Genomic DNA, 17,464 nt, shown 5'->3' on the forward strand with positions numbered 1-17,464 from the left:
CTCAATGAATGTCTTGAGGTACTAACAAAGATTTTAGGCGCAGAGCTTTTGGGAGTTATCTTTATGGTTCTTATCTTATAGGTGGTTTGCAAAAATACAGTGACATTGATTTATTTGTTGTAACAAATCGTACCACAACGTCAAAAGAAAAGATGGAGTTGACTAACCATCTACTCCAAATATCAGGCATTTACATGAAAAGTACGAAGCCACCTATAGAAATGACCCTTGTGGAAAGGGTCGCAATTAATCCTTGGATTTATCCACCCCTTTTTGATTTCCAATATGGCGAATGGCTTCGCTCATCATTTGAAATGGGAAATTTTGAACCATGGTCTGATCGTGCAATGCCGGATCTTGCGCTGATTATCACGCAGGTCTTATTGAAGAGTCATACATTGATGGGGGAAAGCCCTAAGCAACTATTAGACCCGGTCCCATATAGCGACTTTATAAACGCGATGCTTCATGATCTTGATAGACTTTCAGCGGAACTTGAACAGGACACTCGAAATGTATTACTAACCTATGCACGGATTTGGAGTACATTAGAAACTAATGAGATTCGATCGAAACCTATAGCAGCAGATTGGGTGATTGATCGTCTACCTAAAATGTATCAGCCCGTGATGAACAGAGCGAAACACATATGCATTGGTTTGGAAGATGAATATTGGGATGATATTAATGTGCTTGTAAAACCCTGTGCTGATTTTATATTAAGTAGAATTATCGATCAAAAGTTATCAATAAATCTAAAAGATCCTTGCGCCTTAATAAGGCTAACCTAGATAGCGGGGCAGGAGATTATATTTGCCATTAGTATTATTTCAGTAAGGTTCATTCAGTCATTTCCAGGTATTCTGCTACATTGCTACACGATCATCAAATCATTCAAACCATCCAGATGAAATTATCTATGAAATCATAGAGTAATGCATTTTTTCTGTTACAAATTCGATCAATTATTTGTAGCAAAAAATTGCTACTATATTGCTACGCCATGCTACATTTCAAATGCTGAAAAAACACATCCCGAAATATACAAAAGAGGATGTCATGAGGAGTGGTCTGAGTTATCTGGTGTTGCTTATTTTTGTACGCCGCCATTTTTTGTAAAGAGTTCCTAATTTAAAATATTCTTATATAAAAAAGGAAAATGATAAAAAATGAAATAGCACGTGCATTTTATTTTTGGTTGCAATATGTAGCAAATAGTAGTGTCTATGTAGCATGGTTATTGCTACATATTTGTGGGGTATCTTGATGCAGGGATAGTGATATAATCCTTTTACACAGGCAACTTACAAGGCAATATAGATCTTTCATCAATAAGATGTAGCAAATGTAGCGATATATGGAAACCTCTCAGAGGTGATGCGCGATCAGCTAAATATTGAGTATCCATCAAAAGGGACATTGATAAACTAAGAAAAATTATTGATATCAGGATTATGAGTGAGAAAAAACATAAATTATTTAGGTTACAATAAAAATATATTCATCTTAATAATTGTATTGAGAAAAGAAAATACTATTCATTAATAGAACATGAAAGTTATCTGATAACAGAATGTAACTTAAAATTTATATGGTCAATAGCATGTCAACTAAGATTGAAACAGCTCGAATGATTTTGCGTTTAATTAACGAAGATGATTTAAAAGAGGTTGCTGAACTTAATTCTGATCCAGAAGTAAGGAAATTTTTTCCTGATGGAGTCCAAGACACAGATCAAACTGCGAAAAGAATAAAAGAATTCGTTAGTTTTTATAAAGAAAAAGGACTTCCTTGTTTTGTTATTTTTGATAATTCTTTAAAAGAGTTCATAGGACGTTGTGGATTTGGTCCAATTGAAACCGGAGAAATAGAAGTAGGTTATCTGTTGCATAAAAAATTTTGGGGGAAAGGATATGCTTCAGAGGCCTTGGAAGCACTATTGAAATGGGCTAGTACAAATATCGACTCAGAATATATTATTGCTTTTGCACCAGAAGGTCATATTGCGTCACAACGTGTTATGGAAAAGTGTGGTATGGAATATTACAAAGATGGGTATGGCCATGGTGTTATGTGCAAATTCTATCGTATGAAAAATAAATAGCATTATGCAGTACAAGAAATTGAGATTTACCAATAAGAGTTGATAGTTTATAGAACCTTATGGAATGTAAAAATATTGGATTCCTTCCTGCTAAAAGGTGGGGAAATGAAGAATAAAAATCGCAATGTAATTAAGGTATAATTTAATGGAATTAACACAGCAAAAACGGCTTCTATCGCATGTAATTTCTCCAGAAAAAATGGAACATATAATTCAAAAAATTACTGAGAGAATCAAATGCGAAGGAGATAAACCCTCGTTTTTGTTACTGAATTAATGTTTCATAAAAGAAGTAACAAAATGTCATTACAATAATAAATATGTATTTTTAAAAAATGACAAAAATTGATGTAATTACTAGTAGTTATGGGGAGTTATTCAAAAATGGCGTTTAGAATTAGGAATTTTATTGTTGGAGATGAAGTAGAAATTTATAAACTATTTCATGATGCAGTTCATTCTATTAACTCTAAAGATTATGATGAAGTGCAGCTAAATACATGGGCTCCGAAGGAAGCTGATTTGGAAAAATGGAGAGAGTCTTTAGAAAGAAATTATACTCTTGTGGCTGTAGAAGAACAAACAAACGTGATTGTTGGCTTTGCTGATTTAGAGAAAAATGGACATATTGACCGTGGATATGTTAATAAAGATTATCAAGCAAGAGGTGTTGGTCTTGCTCTTCTCAAAGCATTAGAACAAAAAGCTATTGAGTTAGGGATGAAAGAGCTATATGCGGATGTGAGCATCACGGCAAAGAAATTCTTGGAATTCAAAGGATATGTCACTGAAAAAGAACAAACTGTCTCTATAAACGGCGTAAAGTTTATTAATTATTTAATGAGGAAAAAACTATAAGCAAGTGATGGAAAAATGCAGATTCTTACCACCGCCGATGAGAGAAAAAAATATTTTTATTAATATTAATACTGACATGGTTAATTAAACTGAGATTTGATAACTTTTTACCAGGATCGGGGCCGTACCCCAACTTTAACCGATCATGTACGTAGTAGGTGTGGCGAAGTCAGAACACTTGGTGTTTCACCTCATTATAGAGGACAGGGTATTGGAAAGATCTTACTTCCCTATAGCTTAAATTATTTTTCAGATAAAAACTACCAAAACTGTTATCGGACTGTTGCGACACAAAATAATAGCGCGCTTCGTATCTATCAAAACCTTGGTTTTTCAATTGCAAAGCATTTTCAAGTTTACTGTTGGAAATTTCTTAACAATAGTTAAACCTCAGGTTTGGGGCTAGTCTAGCGAATTGTAAAAAGACCTAAAGAGAAATAGAAGTTTTTTAGTAAGTAATCGTTCATCATTGTTTATATCATCTCAACCCGAAACGCTTGATAAGAGGGTGATTCATAGGGATGAGCTTTCTTTAAGGCTGCAACAGCAGCTTTGATTTGCTCTTCAGTACAGATAATTTCTACTTTATATTCAGGCACTCTCTCAAGTTGATTGATTGTTCCAATAAAAGCATGGCTGCCAGGTAATGGCATAAACTGCCCCTCGCCTAATGTTTGCCACGCACAATGCTGATAATGATCCACACTTCCTGCCCCTGTATCAAAAATAGCATTTTTAACAATTTCTAAATGTGTTTCTGGAACACAAAAACAAAGCATGTACATGATATCACCTATGGGGAAATTAATTCTGTTTTCCAAGAGTTGCTTATCTTCGTATAACGAATTACCTCAGAAAAAGAAATGGAGCCGACTGTGTAAAAAATCCATGTTTTTGGGATGAAGCGGAAGCCAAAATAATCCTCACTCATAGGGATAGAAAGGCTTGCAAATTGATCACTCAATTCTTTTTTCCTTGTTTCCAATTGGCCTAAATCTTTAATGACAAGACCTGAAGTAGGGGCATAAGCAGAAAATCTTAATTGGCGTTCACGAGGAAGAGTTCTCCAAAAAGCTTCATTTTCTTCTTGGGAAATGGGTATTGCTGTTCCTTCTAAAATAACTTGTCGGCTCTGCATTGCAAATAAAAAATTTAAACAGGATTTAGGGTTATTTAATAATTCAGCAACCTTGCGTGTTTTTTGTTGAGTAAAAAATAATAGACTCTCGGTTTCAATTTCGCGAATGGCCACCACTCGACTATGAGGATCACCTAAGCTGCTACAAGTGCTTAAAACAGCACAGAAAGGATCCTCAATCCCTCGTTCTTTTTCCTTGTTCAACCATTCTTTTAGCATGTCAAAGGGCACAAATTTCTCCTGTTAATTGGTGTACTATGGTTAATGTATCAAGTTGAACTTATACTTTGAATGCACGAGGGTTCACTTCCACCATCGTTTTTGAACCTGATTTTACAATGCGTATTTGATTGTGTTCCACTAATAATTCAACTGCATGGTCGCGTTTTATTTTATCTCGCAACGGACTTAATTGTTGAATGGTTCGTAACGTTGTTGAACTAATATTCTTTTCAATAAACCAGCCCATAAGTTTTAGGGCATCGGAAAACTGCAAAGAAACGGTTTCGGTAGGCATAATTCGCCGTGCTTCTTGCAAATGCCAATTAATTATTTCAATAGCATTTTCGGTATGCTCTACACTAATATCCCCATCGCGTCCTTCAAAGAGATGAAAAAGTGCTGCAAGCCGCGCTGTATTTTCAGCCGCTTTTGATGCGAAATCAACGATATCGACCCACTGGCCTTGAGGTTTTAACCCTGCTTCTACCGCATTAAAAAATAAAATCCATTGTTGTTTTGCGGCCATACTCATTTTCAACAATGGAAGTTGAATACAACCTTGATGGCTTAATTGTTCTGACTGATTTAAGCAGGCAGTGACGCGTTGGTCATAATAGGTTAGAGAATGCAAAGAAGCAGGCGGTTCTTGGTAAAATCGATTTCCCATACTATTGGCAGGATAAGCCATGAGACAACGAGCTAAAAAACCGCTTTGTCGACTGATACCCGAAGCTTGCTTGGTAAGTTGTTGTAAGATAAGCGGTTGCATCATCAAGTTAAGTGTTAAGCGCCGATTTTCAATGGTAAATCCTTGCGTTGTTTTACGATGCGCGGTGAATGTCTTACCGTCCCACAAACGATTAAGCAAAGCTACAAAACGAGTCGGATTACCTTGCATGCTATGGCTACCTAAGATGATGCCTGCCTCATCAGACCAAAGGGAAGCGGAAGGCCAACCTTGAGCCAAATGAATGGCCAGTGCCTCTTGGGTCGCATCTTCAAAATAAAGAGTGGGTTGCAAAGGAATTTCCGGCTCTTGATGAATTAATTCATCAAGCATTTCTTTGGCATAATCAGAATCTTCCCCCGTATAAGTTGCACGTTTGATTTGAGAGAATAAACTATCTTTTTCCATTTGCCATACTTGATGTTGCGTTAGTGCTGATAACACTTCAGGCTCGCGCCTTTTACGAATCAATGTCTCCCAGTGACGCGCTGCTTTCGAAAAAACATTATCTGCAGCAGTTTTTCGGGTGCCAGAGCCGCTGGCAATTAAAAAATAAAGTGATACTGGACTAATTAAATAGTTGTCTCGCGCCACATTAGCAAGTGATTGGCATGATAGTGACATATTAGCCAAGGCGCTGCATGCAATCAAAGGCAGGGGTTGCTGTCCATATTGTTGATAGTCGATTACGGCTTTTCTTACAATTGGGGGAAGTGCCTCAACTGGATAAGGACAGTCAGGGGCTAAGATTGGAGAAAGTGGAATAGGTTGTCCCCATCCGACATTTTGGTGGACATTATTTTTGATCTCTAATTCATTCTGTTCAATAGTCATTGTGTTAGAAGATGAAGTTTTGGTTTCTGATTTTACCAGTAGCGTCTGTATGATGTAAAATTAGTGGCCTGGAATACAATATAGATGTCCTTTTATTATTGAGCATGAGATTTGAAGACGCTTTGATAAGTTTCTTTCCATTTTATCCTGGACAAAGTCGATTTTTTTGAGCAACCCAAACCGTTGCTTCTCCACACTCTGGGCCCCTAACGTTATGTACAAGGATTTTAAAATGGCACTCTAGAAGGATTTGAGTATATTCTTCGGAAGAAAGGGAGGCATGATATAAATCATATCCTCCATTATCACCCCAAACTTCTCCATACTCCGGTCCGGAAGTAAATATTAATAAACCATTTTGCTCCACTAAAGAGGCAAGGGATTTTAATGTTTTTCGTTGATCGTCATGAGGTAAGTGAAAGAAACTATGCCAGGCAATGACTGCATCGAATTTCTCTTGCAAATCTAAAGCCCTCATATCAGCAAGTAGCCATTTTGCATTTGGGAATCTTTTTTTGCATTGCTCAATCATTTTTTTACTTGCATCAATGCCTGTTACTTTATACCCTTGTTTCATTAAAAATTGGGCTATGGGTTCGCCCGTGCCACAGCCAACATCTAAAATAGTTCCTTTGGATGGAATCTGATTTTGTAGTAGTTCCAAATAAAATTGCTCCATTTTGAGCTCTTTATTGCGGTGACTATCAAACCACTCAGAAATTTCATCATAAATAAGGTAGACGTTGTTTTTATTTCTTTTCTTGATTGAGGGATTAGTTCGATATTTCAATTGAACAAAGCCACCGCCAATACATTTAGTTTCAATATGCTCCAGTTCGATGTCTTGTGCCAAAGGTCCAAATAACGAACGCCCAGAGCCGAGCAACACTGGTGCAATGGTTATTGTTAATTCATGTATTAAATGCGCGGCTATAAAATTCTGGACAGTTATACCGCCATCAATATAAAGATGTTTAAACCCTTCATCAGTTAAGCGCTTCACGAGCTCAATAGGTGTTTCGGAGGAGGTTGAAACATGTTTTAAATGAACAGGAATTTTTATGGGTTTGCTGCTCATCACTACAACTGGAAGCTCACCATAAGGCCAAGGATTAAATGATAATACTTTCTCAAAAGAATGCCTACCCATAATGAGTCCATCGACCGTAGATATGAACTCTTTATAACCACCATCCTCACCAGATGGCACAAGCTCATTTGCTTTGGTTAGCCAATCAATAGAACCATCATCTCTTGCAATAAAACCATTAAGACTTGTAGCAATAAAAACAGAACACTTAGCAAGCATAATCGTTTATCCTTTGTATACAGACTTATTGATTGAGTTCAGAGTCGATTCTTTTTGAAGTCAGATGAAGACTCTAGAAGTCCTAAACTTAAAGCTCCTGGAAAAACAGTATCATGATCCATATTATTTAGAACATTAAAAGCAGTGCTTAAATTCCTGTGAGGCTTGCTCATGATGGTTTCATTCAATAACTTTAAATCATCTATCATTTGGTAATCGCCTTTATTTTCTTGGTCGCCGATAATAAAGCAAACACGAGTATTTTCTTCAAGATTAAAATTTTGCTTTTTTTGAGCTGCTTTTAGCACCAAATGATTATCATACCAGAGAGAGGGGCTAACGATAATGTAACGATTAAATATTCCAGGATGGTGGACTAATAAATATACCCCAAATAATCCACCGTAAGAATGACCGACAAAAGTAGCGGTTTTATTAACTCTATATGTCTGGTGAAGATATGGAATAAGTTCTGAATGAATAAATCGATAAAATGATTCGGCACCACCCGAGTATTTTTGATATTCAGCTCCATATCCTCCTGATCCAACATAACTTGGTGTGTAATCTCTGGTTCTATTTTTCTTATACTCATTAGGATTTGCATAAGCTATCCCAACAATAATGGAGTCGTTGATTCTATTTCGGTCAGATAAATGCTCACTAATTTGTTTGGCTAATGCAAAGCTGTAATCAGCATCTAATAAGTAAATAGTTGGATAGTCTTTTTTGTTAGAATCATATTCTTTGGGGAGACTAATATATAAGTTATATTTGATTCCATTGATCTTTGAAGGAAACTCTTTGGTTAACGTATGATGTAAGCTAAATGTATTCGTGTATTTTTCCTCTAGCGGATTACTTTGTATCTTCGTCGATATGCTGGCTGCTGCCATAAGGCTTAAGGAAGATATTAAAATGAACAAGGTGAACATTTTTTTCATAAACTAGCCTCGCAAAGACTTTAAAATAAGAGCATTCATTTGTTTCTGAATTACCTCAGGCCCACGGTCACATAAATCAATATGTTTGGCTTCAGGTAGTGGAATAATTGTTATGGCTAATTGTTTTAACGACTCTTGAGAAGGCAGTACGCCTTCATCTGCCTTAGTATCATTTCCACGCAGCGATAAAATAGGTGTTAGCCCGGTACGTGGAAAAGGCATGCGCAAGCTATCCAATGATATAATTTTTTTCACAAATTGAGGATGGTTTCTTGCAAACAACATGGCAATATCACCACCATTCGAATGACCAATTAATGTCACTTTAGACAAGTTTAAACTGGGGTTGATCCGGCTAAGCTCTTTGATTACGTAAAGTATATTGGTACTTCCTCGTTCCCATAAGGGTTTGCGTCGCTCAAATAAATTGCCAGTTTGAGCTAATGGGGGATCTGATTTTAGATCATGCTGGATGCTTACAACAAAATAACCGTTTGCAGCAAGTGCATTGGCTAAGAATGAATATTCAGTATCGCGTACAGTGTATCCATGATTAATGATGGCAACGGGTAGTTTAATAATACCAGCATTTGCTTTCCCCTGTGATTCATTACTCACATAAATTTTAACTGGAATAAGTCGTTTGCGATCTTTATCATAAAATTTAATGGTCTTAGTTGAGATAAATGGATTGTTATCAGGCTCTGGATCCTGAGACCAATCAACCACTTTCCCGCGGGTAAAATCCCATCTATAAAGCCAAGAAACCCCAAAATGGGCATAGTAAGAATCAGCGGATAGATAGGCTTTATCCTGTAGTGCATCATCTAGGCTGATAAAATGATAACCGTATTCTTGGGCTATAGTTAAGAGTGATTCAATGGCTAATGAATTAACAAGATTGGCATGAAGTAGCCAAATCTGATTAATATTTCTACCAAACATTTGTTTAGATGCGCTTTCATAAAAGGCAAATTTAGCACGTGTATGTTTCAAGTAACTTTGAATGATTTTGTCTTTATTTTGAGGAAACTCATGTAATTGTTGGTTAAATTTCCAATCGTCAGTGTCTATAGTAACTGGAGCAACTAGGTATCCTTCATGTTTTAAAAACGACTCAAATTGAGAGCGAATCTTGAATGTTTCACCTGTATCAAGGTAGGGGTGCCTAAAGTAACGGTACTCTCTACCTGCACTTTGCATTAATTGTTTGGATATTTTAGAGCCATTAGTCACTTCGGCTTTAAATTGCTTGGTTGTGATGCTACTTAAGGACAGATGCGAATAAGTATGATTTCCCAAATCAAATCCGTTATCCACCCATAATTTTAGGAGATTTATTTTTTCTTGAGTTTCATTAGTGCGGTAGAGTTTCCCTTCATTCACAAATCCAATTGCAGGTACTCTATATTTGATAAGCGCATTTACTATTTGCTGATTTATTTGAGCTTGTTCCTCTATAGATTCTTCGATTGAAGCAGGTAAATCATCAAAAGTAATTGCTATTTCACTGGCGTAACCAAAAGCTTGATAGCAAAATAGGAATAGAGCTTGTGCTATTAATAAAGAAATGTTGGATTTCATGTATTATTTTTCCAATTCATTAATTAAGTAAAATAATTGATTCAGGGTCTCATTTTTCGCTCTGAAACTGGCGAAGGTTACATGTTTTTTACTATCTGCAATGTGTTTCGTAAAGGTAATCACACGACCATCTTTCTCAATCCAGCCGATGAACCATCCGTGTTGTAGTGATAGTTTTTGGCTTTTGTCTTTTGTTAACTGTCGACCATTCCCTGTTTTTCCATACAGTTTCCAACCACCCGCTAATTCTTGAATATATAGAATGTCTTTAGTCATAGTGAAAGCTTTGGGATTCACGGATAGTTTTTTATTGACTATTTTTTGCAGAAACTGAATTTGCTCACTTGGTGAGATGGCAAGCGAGCTTGATAGCCAGGAATGGGTTAATCCATTATTCTGACCTTTGTCGCCGGAAATATCCTGATTGCCATAGTGAAATGCATCAACATAATTCTTAAATCGAGTCATACCTAATTGTTGTGTTAGAACTTGTGAATACCAAACACAGGAATCTCTTATCCAGGTACGTGGATTATGAGGATATTTCCAAACATTAAGATAAAGTTCATATTCTTTTTTGTACGGCCATTCCGGATTGAGTGTGTCTTTTAATATTCCTGAATCAAAACCCATAAGACTCAAAGCAATTTTAAAGGTTGATTCTGGCGCAAAACGCTTATTGCAATCTTTACCCTCGTGCTTTAGCACAGTTTGATTTTCCTGTACCAAAAAGCAAGTACTTTGGGCCCAAATAGTTCCGCAATAAAATAGTGTCAACCATAGAAGTACGCTTAGTTTCTTCATAACAACTCCAACATCATGTGAATTTATATCGATATGGGTACGAGCTACACTGCTGTACCCACAGGTGATTTATAGCGTGGTATTACTTAGGCTATTTAGAGCAACCTTACGAAATACTGGAGCAGCCAATTCTCCACCGGAGGTTAAAGTCTTACCATTTTTTCTTGAATGACCGTCTTCTATTACAACCACCATGGCATAACGTGGCGCATCAACCGGTACAAAACCTGCAAACAAGGCAATATGCTCGCCTTCTGCAACATTAATATTTTCTGTAACAGTTCCTGTTTTACCCGCGACATGAACACCAGGAATCGCAGCAAGTTTTCCTGTGCCATTTATAACAACGTTCTCGAGGATATGATTTATTGAATTGGTTGTTGCTGCTGAAATGATAGGAGCCTCTTCTCCTTTGAATGGACGTCCAAAGTTTGCAAGAATGGCGTAGGATTTTGTTAATGAATCAATTGTGACCGGTATATTCTCCCCAAGAGAAACCATTGCAAGTTGCAAGTCATCACTTTGATTTGCTTGCCACCAAGTATTAATATCAAAACCAAATTCAGTGAGTTTTTTACGAATTACAGGTAGTCCAGTTTCTTGGGCGACTTTAATCATGCATACATTACTTGATCTTGCAACCGCTTGGGTCAATGAAGTAGGGCCTTGACTTACATAGTAATCTGTAAATGTTTTACCTTCTACGGAGTAAGGTGAGCGACAATCATATTTTTTGGTTTCAGAACTATTCCCAGCATCAATTGCTGCCGCCGCAATAAACGGTTTTATCGTAGAGCCAGGTGAAAAAACACGTGATTTCCAGCTATTCTGATTTTCATCATTACCGGACTCAGCAAAGGCAATGAGATTACCAGTTTGTGCATTGACGATTGCAATAACCCCCGATTTTGCATGATAGTTTTTTACCGCCATTTTAATTTCTTGCGCGGCAATTTGTTGCATTTTAGGATCTAAATGAGAGGTATCGATTTCTTGTGCCTTAGAACCGGTCAATGAACCGACTGCTGAATAGGCGACACAGATTGGTGCCAAAATAGAAACCCCCATAAATCCAACTGCTAACCATAATGATTTAGATGGTTTAAGTGGATAAGCTGATAACATTGAAATTCTCCTGATGATAAAAGTACAGTCTTCATTGTCTTTGCCCAAGGCCATACCTACCGTGCATGCAATTTCTAGGTCTGATGACAGAGAACATTGAGACACTGTCTGCACTACATGAAACAGACAGCTGCCATAGTCATGTGCCGAAATTTTTGGCTGGCCAACCAATACTTCATCACATGAACATTCTTGTAATTCGCTTAAAATACGACCCCATCGAATAACACCTGGATTACCCCAGAAAAGAATGCGCAGGGCTTCAATAAAATAGGCCCATAGACAATCACCATTACGATGATGTTGGCCCTCATGAGCAATGGCAATCTTCACATTTTTGGAGGAAGAAAATAGGGATACGGGTAATACGATATAAGCTTTGTTAAATAAAACGACGGAGAAAGGAATATGACAACGTCGAGAAACTTTAATGACCAATTTACCGGAAGTTCGATATGGAATTGCTTCAGCTAATAGTGCTCTTAAACTGCCCAAACTCAACAATACTTTATAACTGCGAAATAAGACGAGCAAACAAAATACGATATAAAAAATATGAAAATAACTCGTATTGCTTATTGAAAAAGAGGTTGCTGATTCAGGAGTCTCTTGGGAGTGTTTAGACTTTAAAATAGGTTGATTCACATACTCTTGCAAAGCATCAATGGATGCATAGTGATGCCGCTCCAATTTTTGATTGGTTTTAATACAATGAACCATTAATGGAGAAATCACACAGCTAATTAATAAAAAGCGAGCCAATTTGAGTTTAAATGATGGCTGATTTGAGAGCCAACGACCGCCAATAAACCATGAACTGACTAAAAGCAAGCAATGAATGCTCAATAAAATTTCCAGGAATAACATAATCATGCCTCTATTTTTTGTTCAGAGGTTACTAATTGTTTTAGTGCTTCCTCAATTGCTTGAATGTCATCATGTTGTAGCTTTTTGGCCATCAAGAGTCTTTGCACCAGTGCTACAGGTTCACCATCAAAAACATTAGTGACCATATGCTCAATGCACGTGCTTTCGTACTCAGCCTTGGTAACAATTGGGAGAAAAACATGGGCATAAGTATTTTTTTGGCATCCCAAAAATCCTTTTTGTTCAAGTACTTTTACTACAGTTGCCACAGTGGTATAAGCTAAAGGTCTTTCTTTGGGCAAATGTGAAACAATATCTTTAATGGTTACTTTATTAAGGCTCCAAATAATATTCATTAATTCAAGCTCTACCTCTGTAAGGAGGCGATCATGAGCAAAAGTGTTTTCCCCTCTTTTTATTGACATTTTTTCTCCAGAAACTAAGTAAAACATAATCTACTATATTTTTAGTAGATACTACTATAAAAATAGTAGCCTTGAAATAGTTTTGAAAGAAAATAAATTTGTTGAAGTTTTATTTAGTTAAGACATCTTATAGGGGCTCTGGGTGCAAACCCCAGAGCTCCTACTTAATGATCGACAAATTAAACGTATGCTGAACTATTGAATTGTGGTGGTTTGTACAAAACGCTGCGGTGCTTAGAACAGCCCTAAGTCAAAATGCTTTTGCTCTACCTCTTGTTGCCCTTTAGTAGCAACGCCTGTCGTTTTAATTTGTGTCTGCTCTTGTAAACGTGGGTTCATTTCTTGGGTGGGATTTTCTTTTAAACGCATATCAAGAGGCAATTCTTCTCGTATTGATAACCATTGCCCAATAGCACTTAGATCACCAACGATAGGCTCTGCAATTTCTCGAAAAACAGCGGGTCCATTCTCGCTATTAGTGAGACAAACAACTGCTTCATCAGTAGTAAGGTTGATCGCTGCTAAATTGCGTCCAGTTCCATTATCACCCCAATGAAAAGCGATACGGGTTCCATCGGTATTTTTCTGAATCCCAATTCCTAGACCCCAAGAGATTTGATCTAAAGTATCAGTAGAGACTCCTTGCTTCATTGCTTTAGTATCTTTATCTTTCAACGATGAAACAACCGGTTTAAACATTTCCCATCTAATATAGGGATCGTTAATACAGGCTTTTAGAAATTTTGCATAGTCAGAAGTCGTTGTATACAAGGATCCTGCCGGGTGAACCATATAAAATTTTTGCTTACGATTTACTGAGCCATCTTGATCATGGCCAATTGCTATTGTTGCAGCATGTTCTGGAGGATGACCAATAATTGTAGTCACAAGGGGTAACTCCCTTGCTTCAACAGGTATTGGCTTTGACCAAAAAAATGGTGGTATTTGAGCAAAGCGAGCTTTGATTTCTTGTAGGCTTTTTTCTTCAAGTTGGTTGGAATTTTTTTCAGTCATTTGTACGCTGCCGTCTACTGCCCTTTCAGCAACAAATAATTTATCCTTTTGTAGGATAATACTTAATTGACCATGTACATCTAAAGTATCTTTTAATAATTTTTTAATGCGTTCAGGAGTTGGTTCTTCCTCTTCATCTGGCAGTTTAATAAGACTGCAACCCGTTGGTGGCATGAAACTACTATCAGTCATACCTATCTTAGCAAACTCTTCTTGAGCTAAAGCTTCCAGTGATTTTGCAGTAATGTGTTCCACAATTTCACCTAGAAATTGATAAGCTACTCCTGAATAATCAAATTGTTTTCCTACTTCAGAGACATACTTTAGAGATTCTGGTGATGAAAATTCGTTAGGTAAGCCTGCTTGATGGGATAGGATCATACGGGCAGTTAATTTTTTATAATTTTTATCAGTTCGCATCTGTGGAGGACCAAAATCGCCGTATTCATGGAGTGGTTTGTCTAAATCAATGAGATCTTTTTGCGCTAGTTTCAATACAATATAAGCAAATACAGGTTTACTCAATGAAGCGGCTTCAAAAACAGTCGAACTAGTAACTTCTTCAGGTTTGCTGACATTAGTCACACCTACCTCTTCTGTAGTAACAACTCCGCGGTCAGAAATAATTGCTGTGGCAATACTTGGGATACTAGTTCTTTTTTGCAATTCACTTAAAGAACTTGTCCGTTCTTTAGATGGATTGGGTCTTGGAAGTGGATTGATGCCCCAATTATTAGTTTTACCCCCTAGCTCATCAATAGTTCTAGCAAAACCCCATTTTGGAAAAAAATAGTTCGAAGCCAGTTCTATTTGAATTGTCGAAGGGACAATTTGTTCCGCAAGAATATGTCCATTATGTGAATTAGCGAAAAATACCATGGCACTCTTATCCTTTAAATTGATTGCAACCCACGCTCTGCAATCATTCATGTCACCCGAATGATAGGCGGTAACAACCTCTTCTTTTTCATTGGTTTGTAACCCCCAACCTAAACCCCATGCAACATGGCTTAAAATGGAATCGCGTATCTTGTCTCTAGCAATTCCAATTGCTCCCGCCAAACCTCTATCGTGCGTCATGAAGGCATGCGGAATAAAAGGATTTTCAATCGAGCTGTCATGGCTTAGATGTTTGACAAACTGTGCATAATCTGATGCCGTAGTTCTTAGTGTATTGGCGGCACATGGTTTGGGTTCTTTACATCCATATTGTGAGACTACAGCTCCAATCAGCTCCGGATTGTTTGAAAGTTTACCTTTATCAGGTAACTGTTCAAGAATGCTTGAAACTACTCTTTCCGGAAAGGAGCGATTGACTATTTTTCCATTATCTAACCAATATGCTGTTAGTTGCTCATCTTCTTTTAGTATGACAATCTGACCAGGTTTCATTTCATCAAACAAGGGTTCTTTTTCAGCATGCAAAAGCGAGTGATAGGCCTTTAATGGCTCATAAGTGCTATGAGTCATGTCACAACGATCAAATACATGGTTTTTGGCCAATGTTTCTAGATTTGCTTCAGTCAATTTTTCAATCACTTGTTGTAAGTACACGATACCAACATTTGAGTATCCATGCATTTTTTCTTTAGAATCTTTTTCTTTAGGGTTAGGAATGAACTGAAACTTCATTTCACCATGAGCAAGGCCTGTTGTATGTGATAACACCATCCTTGCAGTGAGTGCTTTAGCACAGACAACAGCAGATTTGTCAGACATATCAAATTTCATTCCATCTATCTCAAATTCTTCTAATGGTAGAATATGAAAAAGAGGAGTATCTAAATCAAATTGACTCAGGTTGAATTTATCCAAATTAAATTTACCTGTCCCGCGCTTTGCTTGATTCGCCGCATTGGACTGCATCAATTTTTGTACTAAATAGGCAAATACGGGTTTGCTTAGCGAGGCTGCTCCAAAAACGGTTTCTGGTTGCACTTTTGTAGGTGGTGCAAGGCCTGTTAGAGTAGTTATTAATTCAGATTCTTGAGAATTGGCCAATTTATAAGTATCAGTACAACTTTCTCGTAACTTTTGATATGAGGATTGATTACTTTCATTTAACTGTATTTGATGAACGCTTTGTGTTGTTTGATTCACATAATAAAGTGTGTCGTCAAATAGAACTACAGCATCTTTAGTTCCTAATCCCAACTTATGAAAGGGATATTTGAGTGGATCAACAGGTATTGCAAAAAGGCCGCAACCATCTGTAAGCCCTTTTTCTTGAGTAGATATGATTCCATCACTGCTTATAAAGGCAATAGAAATTCCTGGAATTTGTGCTTTAGACATGACATCCAGCAAAAGTAATTCCGCCATTTTTGCATAAGACATACAATTGATCATAATAAAAACAAGTAAGTTAATTATACCCTATGCCGTAAAATTTATTCTCAATCAGTATTTTTTTACAAATTTTTAACATTGTCGGATGTTTAGATTAGCCGTTTTCTAGACGGAAAGAAGAACCTAAAATGGATTCCGTTGAGATTGGATCGGTAAAAACAAGACCGATCCAAAATTTATAGCTATTTTTTTACATGTTGTAAGCATCTACGATACTTTTGAGCCAAGTCTTTGCTTCTGGACTGACCTTTTCATCCTTCAAAGCAATATCACAAACAGCATATTTTCGTGAAGTTTCTTCGCCATACATATCATCTAATGCCTTATTCCAAAGCGTTAATATGTTGGAGTCTGGCGTTTTGCCTACTTGTTCAAGAATACCATAAAGCCTATGCTTCCAATAAGCGTCTAAAGCCTTCTCTAACCATGTCATAATCTCTGGTGTTAAACCAATTTCATCAAGACCTTTTCCTTCTCCAAATCCTTTTTCCCATTTTTTGGTTCTCAGATGGGCATATTTTTTACCGTATACGCTATTAACCCATTCCATGTAGTTTTTCCCTGTTTGGATACCTATAGTGGAATCAGGATCGTGTTTCATACTTTGTTTCAATTCATCTAAAAGTTGATGCCATTGTTTTTCAAACTCAGCCTTGTTATTTGTTTTCATTTCCTTTTCAAATGCTACGTATTGTTTGAGCTCATCAGGAGTAAATATTTCCTTAACCCAATCATGTTCAAGATGCTCTGCCATTTTATATACCTCAATCAGTTGTATAATGGTTTCCCATGGAATGGATTGATTGACATCAACAGAGTCTATAATGCTTCTTAAGGTTTTAGCTCCGGAAGTACATGCCAATGCTTTTTGTTCTAACACTTGAGCTTGGGCTTCAAAATGGTTTAGCGCGTGACGTTCTTCAGAGAGCAAGGTTTTGATTTGTGATAGCTCAAAACCAAAAAACTTTAAAGCAATAATCTGTTGTAATTTCAATAAATCCTTCTCGGAGTAAATACGATACCCATTGGACTGTCGTAATGAAGGTTTAAGTAAACCAATGCGATCATAATGATGCAATGTTTGCACCGAAACACCAGTTAATTTGCTTAAGTCTTTTACGAACCATTGAGTCATAGTATTACCTCCTTAAGAACAAAGG

General features: G+C 37.0%; 15 protein-coding genes. 4 read left to right on the forward strand and 11 right to left on the reverse strand.

The window, feature by feature from the left end; genetic code table 11:
• The first annotated feature begins 194 nt into the window (after positions 1–194).
• The 4 genes from ACWTE2_RS34200 (at position 195) to ACWTE2_RS34215 (ending at position 3,349) form a co-directional block, all read left to right on the forward strand.
• Positions 195–791, forward strand: coding sequence for an aminoglycoside adenylyltransferase domain-containing protein (locus ACWTE2_RS34200; protein ID WP_019350459.1), 597 nt, complete (start codon positions 195–197; stop codon positions 789–791).
• Positions 792–1,603: 812 nt separating this feature from the next.
• Positions 1,604–2,104 (forward strand): GNAT family N-acetyltransferase, encoded by a 501-nt coding sequence (locus ACWTE2_RS34205; protein ID WP_014845068.1) that lies wholly within the window; start codon positions 1,604–1,606, stop codon positions 2,102–2,104.
• Between the two features lie 384 nt (positions 2,105–2,488).
• On the forward strand, positions 2,489–2,962 hold the full coding sequence (locus tag ACWTE2_RS34210; protein ID WP_014845069.1) for a GNAT family N-acetyltransferase: 474 nt from the start codon (positions 2,489–2,491) through the stop codon (positions 2,960–2,962).
• Between the two features lie 96 nt (positions 2,963–3,058).
• Complete coding sequence (locus tag ACWTE2_RS34215) at positions 3,059–3,349, forward strand: GNAT family N-acetyltransferase (RefSeq protein ID WP_076547508.1); 291 nt, start codon at positions 3,059–3,061, stop codon at positions 3,347–3,349.
• An 86-nt stretch (positions 3,350–3,435) separates the two neighbouring features.
• Here ACWTE2_RS34215 and ACWTE2_RS34220 read toward each other — a convergent pair whose 3' ends face one another.
• The 11 genes from ACWTE2_RS34220 to ACWTE2_RS34270 form a co-directional block, all read right to left on the reverse strand.
• Complete coding sequence (locus tag ACWTE2_RS34220; protein ID WP_019350456.1) at positions 3,436–3,747, reverse strand: YqfO family protein; 312 nt, start codon at positions 3,745–3,747, stop codon at positions 3,436–3,438.
• Positions 3,748–3,755: 8 nt separating this feature from the next.
• Positions 3,756–4,331 (reverse strand): pyridoxamine 5'-phosphate oxidase family protein, encoded by a 576-nt coding sequence (locus tag ACWTE2_RS34225; protein WP_014845071.1) that lies wholly within the window; start codon positions 4,329–4,331, stop codon positions 3,756–3,758.
• Positions 4,332–4,380: 49 nt separating this feature from the next.
• Positions 4,381–5,883, reverse strand: coding sequence for a YfjI family protein (locus ACWTE2_RS34230; RefSeq protein WP_014845072.1), 1,503 nt, complete (start codon positions 5,881–5,883; stop codon positions 4,381–4,383).
• 142 nt (positions 5,884–6,025) lie between these two features.
• Positions 6,026–7,192, reverse strand: coding sequence for a methyltransferase domain-containing protein (locus ACWTE2_RS34235; protein WP_014845073.1), 1,167 nt, complete (start codon positions 7,190–7,192; stop codon positions 6,026–6,028).
• A gap of 38 nt (positions 7,193–7,230) precedes the next feature.
• Positions 7,231–8,136, reverse strand: coding sequence for an alpha/beta hydrolase (locus tag ACWTE2_RS34240; protein ID WP_014845074.1), 906 nt, complete (start codon positions 8,134–8,136; stop codon positions 7,231–7,233).
• A 3-nt stretch (positions 8,137–8,139) separates the two neighbouring features.
• Positions 8,140–9,720, reverse strand: a complete 1,581-nt coding sequence (locus ACWTE2_RS34245) for an alpha/beta fold hydrolase (RefSeq protein WP_014845075.1) — start codon at positions 9,718–9,720, stop codon at positions 8,140–8,142.
• Between the two features lie 3 nt (positions 9,721–9,723).
• Positions 9,724–10,524 (reverse strand): oxacillin-hydrolyzing class D beta-lactamase OXA-29, encoded by an 801-nt coding sequence (locus ACWTE2_RS34250; RefSeq protein WP_014845076.1) that lies wholly within the window; start codon positions 10,522–10,524, stop codon positions 9,724–9,726.
• 69 nt (positions 10,525–10,593) lie between these two features.
• On the reverse strand, positions 10,594–12,516 hold the full coding sequence (locus tag ACWTE2_RS34255) for a M56 family metallopeptidase (RefSeq protein ID WP_019350454.1): 1,923 nt from the start codon (positions 12,514–12,516) through the stop codon (positions 10,594–10,596).
• A 2-nt stretch (positions 12,517–12,518) separates the two neighbouring features.
• Positions 12,519–12,941 carry a BlaI/MecI/CopY family transcriptional regulator gene (locus ACWTE2_RS34260; RefSeq protein ID WP_014845078.1) on the reverse strand — a complete coding sequence of 141 codons (423 nt, stop codon included), beginning with the start codon at positions 12,939–12,941 and terminating at the stop codon, positions 12,519–12,521.
• Positions 12,942–13,175: 234 nt separating this feature from the next.
• Positions 13,176–16,292, reverse strand: a complete 3,117-nt coding sequence (locus ACWTE2_RS34265; protein ID WP_014845079.1) for a serine hydrolase domain-containing protein — start codon at positions 16,290–16,292, stop codon at positions 13,176–13,178.
• Between the two features lie 202 nt (positions 16,293–16,494).
• Positions 16,495–17,439 carry a MerR family transcriptional regulator gene (locus ACWTE2_RS34270; protein ID WP_014845080.1) on the reverse strand — a complete coding sequence of 315 codons (945 nt, stop codon included), beginning with the start codon at positions 17,437–17,439 and terminating at the stop codon, positions 16,495–16,497.
• Positions 17,440–17,464: the final 25 nt, after the last annotated feature.

This window comes from Legionella nigrisilvae (assembly GCF_977063395.2).

Bases quoted from the DNA above. Each gene is read 5' to 3' on its own strand.
- ACWTE2_RS34200 (WP_019350459.1), top strand. From the start codon at position 195: ATGAAAAGTACGAAGCCACCTATAGAAATGACCCTTGTGGAAAGGGTC.
- ACWTE2_RS34205 (WP_014845068.1), top strand. From the start codon at position 1,604: ATGTCAACTAAGATTGAAACAGCTCGAATGATTTTGCGTTTAATTAAC.
- ACWTE2_RS34210 (WP_014845069.1), top strand. From the start codon at position 2,489: ATGGCGTTTAGAATTAGGAATTTTATTGTTGGAGATGAAGTAGAAATT.
- ACWTE2_RS34220 (WP_019350456.1), bottom strand. From the start codon at position 3,747: ATGTACATGCTTTGTTTTTGTGTTCCAGAAACACATTTAGAAATTGTT.
- ACWTE2_RS34230 (WP_014845072.1), bottom strand. From the start codon at position 5,883: ATGACTATTGAACAGAATGAATTAGAGATCAAAAATAATGTCCACCAA.
- ACWTE2_RS34235 (WP_014845073.1), bottom strand. From the start codon at position 7,192: ATGCTTGCTAAGTGTTCTGTTTTTATTGCTACAAGTCTTAATGGTTTT.
- ACWTE2_RS34240 (WP_014845074.1), bottom strand. From the start codon at position 8,136: ATGAAAAAAATGTTCACCTTGTTCATTTTAATATCTTCCTTAAGCCTT.
- ACWTE2_RS34245 (WP_014845075.1), bottom strand. From the start codon at position 9,720: ATGAAATCCAACATTTCTTTATTAATAGCACAAGCTCTATTCCTATTT.
- ACWTE2_RS34250 (WP_014845076.1), bottom strand. From the start codon at position 10,524: ATGAAGAAACTAAGCGTACTTCTATGGTTGACACTATTTTATTGCGGA.
- ACWTE2_RS34255 (WP_019350454.1), bottom strand. From the start codon at position 12,516: ATGTTATTCCTGGAAATTTTATTGAGCATTCATTGCTTGCTTTTAGTC.
- ACWTE2_RS34260 (WP_014845078.1), bottom strand. From the start codon at position 12,941: ATGTCAATAAAAAGAGGGGAAAACACTTTTGCTCATGATCGCCTCCTT.
- ACWTE2_RS34265 (WP_014845079.1), bottom strand. From the start codon at position 16,292: ATGTCTTATGCAAAAATGGCGGAATTACTTTTGCTGGATGTCATGTCT.
- ACWTE2_RS34270 (WP_014845080.1), bottom strand. From the start codon at position 17,439: ATGACTCAATGGTTCGTAAAAGACTTAAGCAAATTAACTGGTGTTTCG.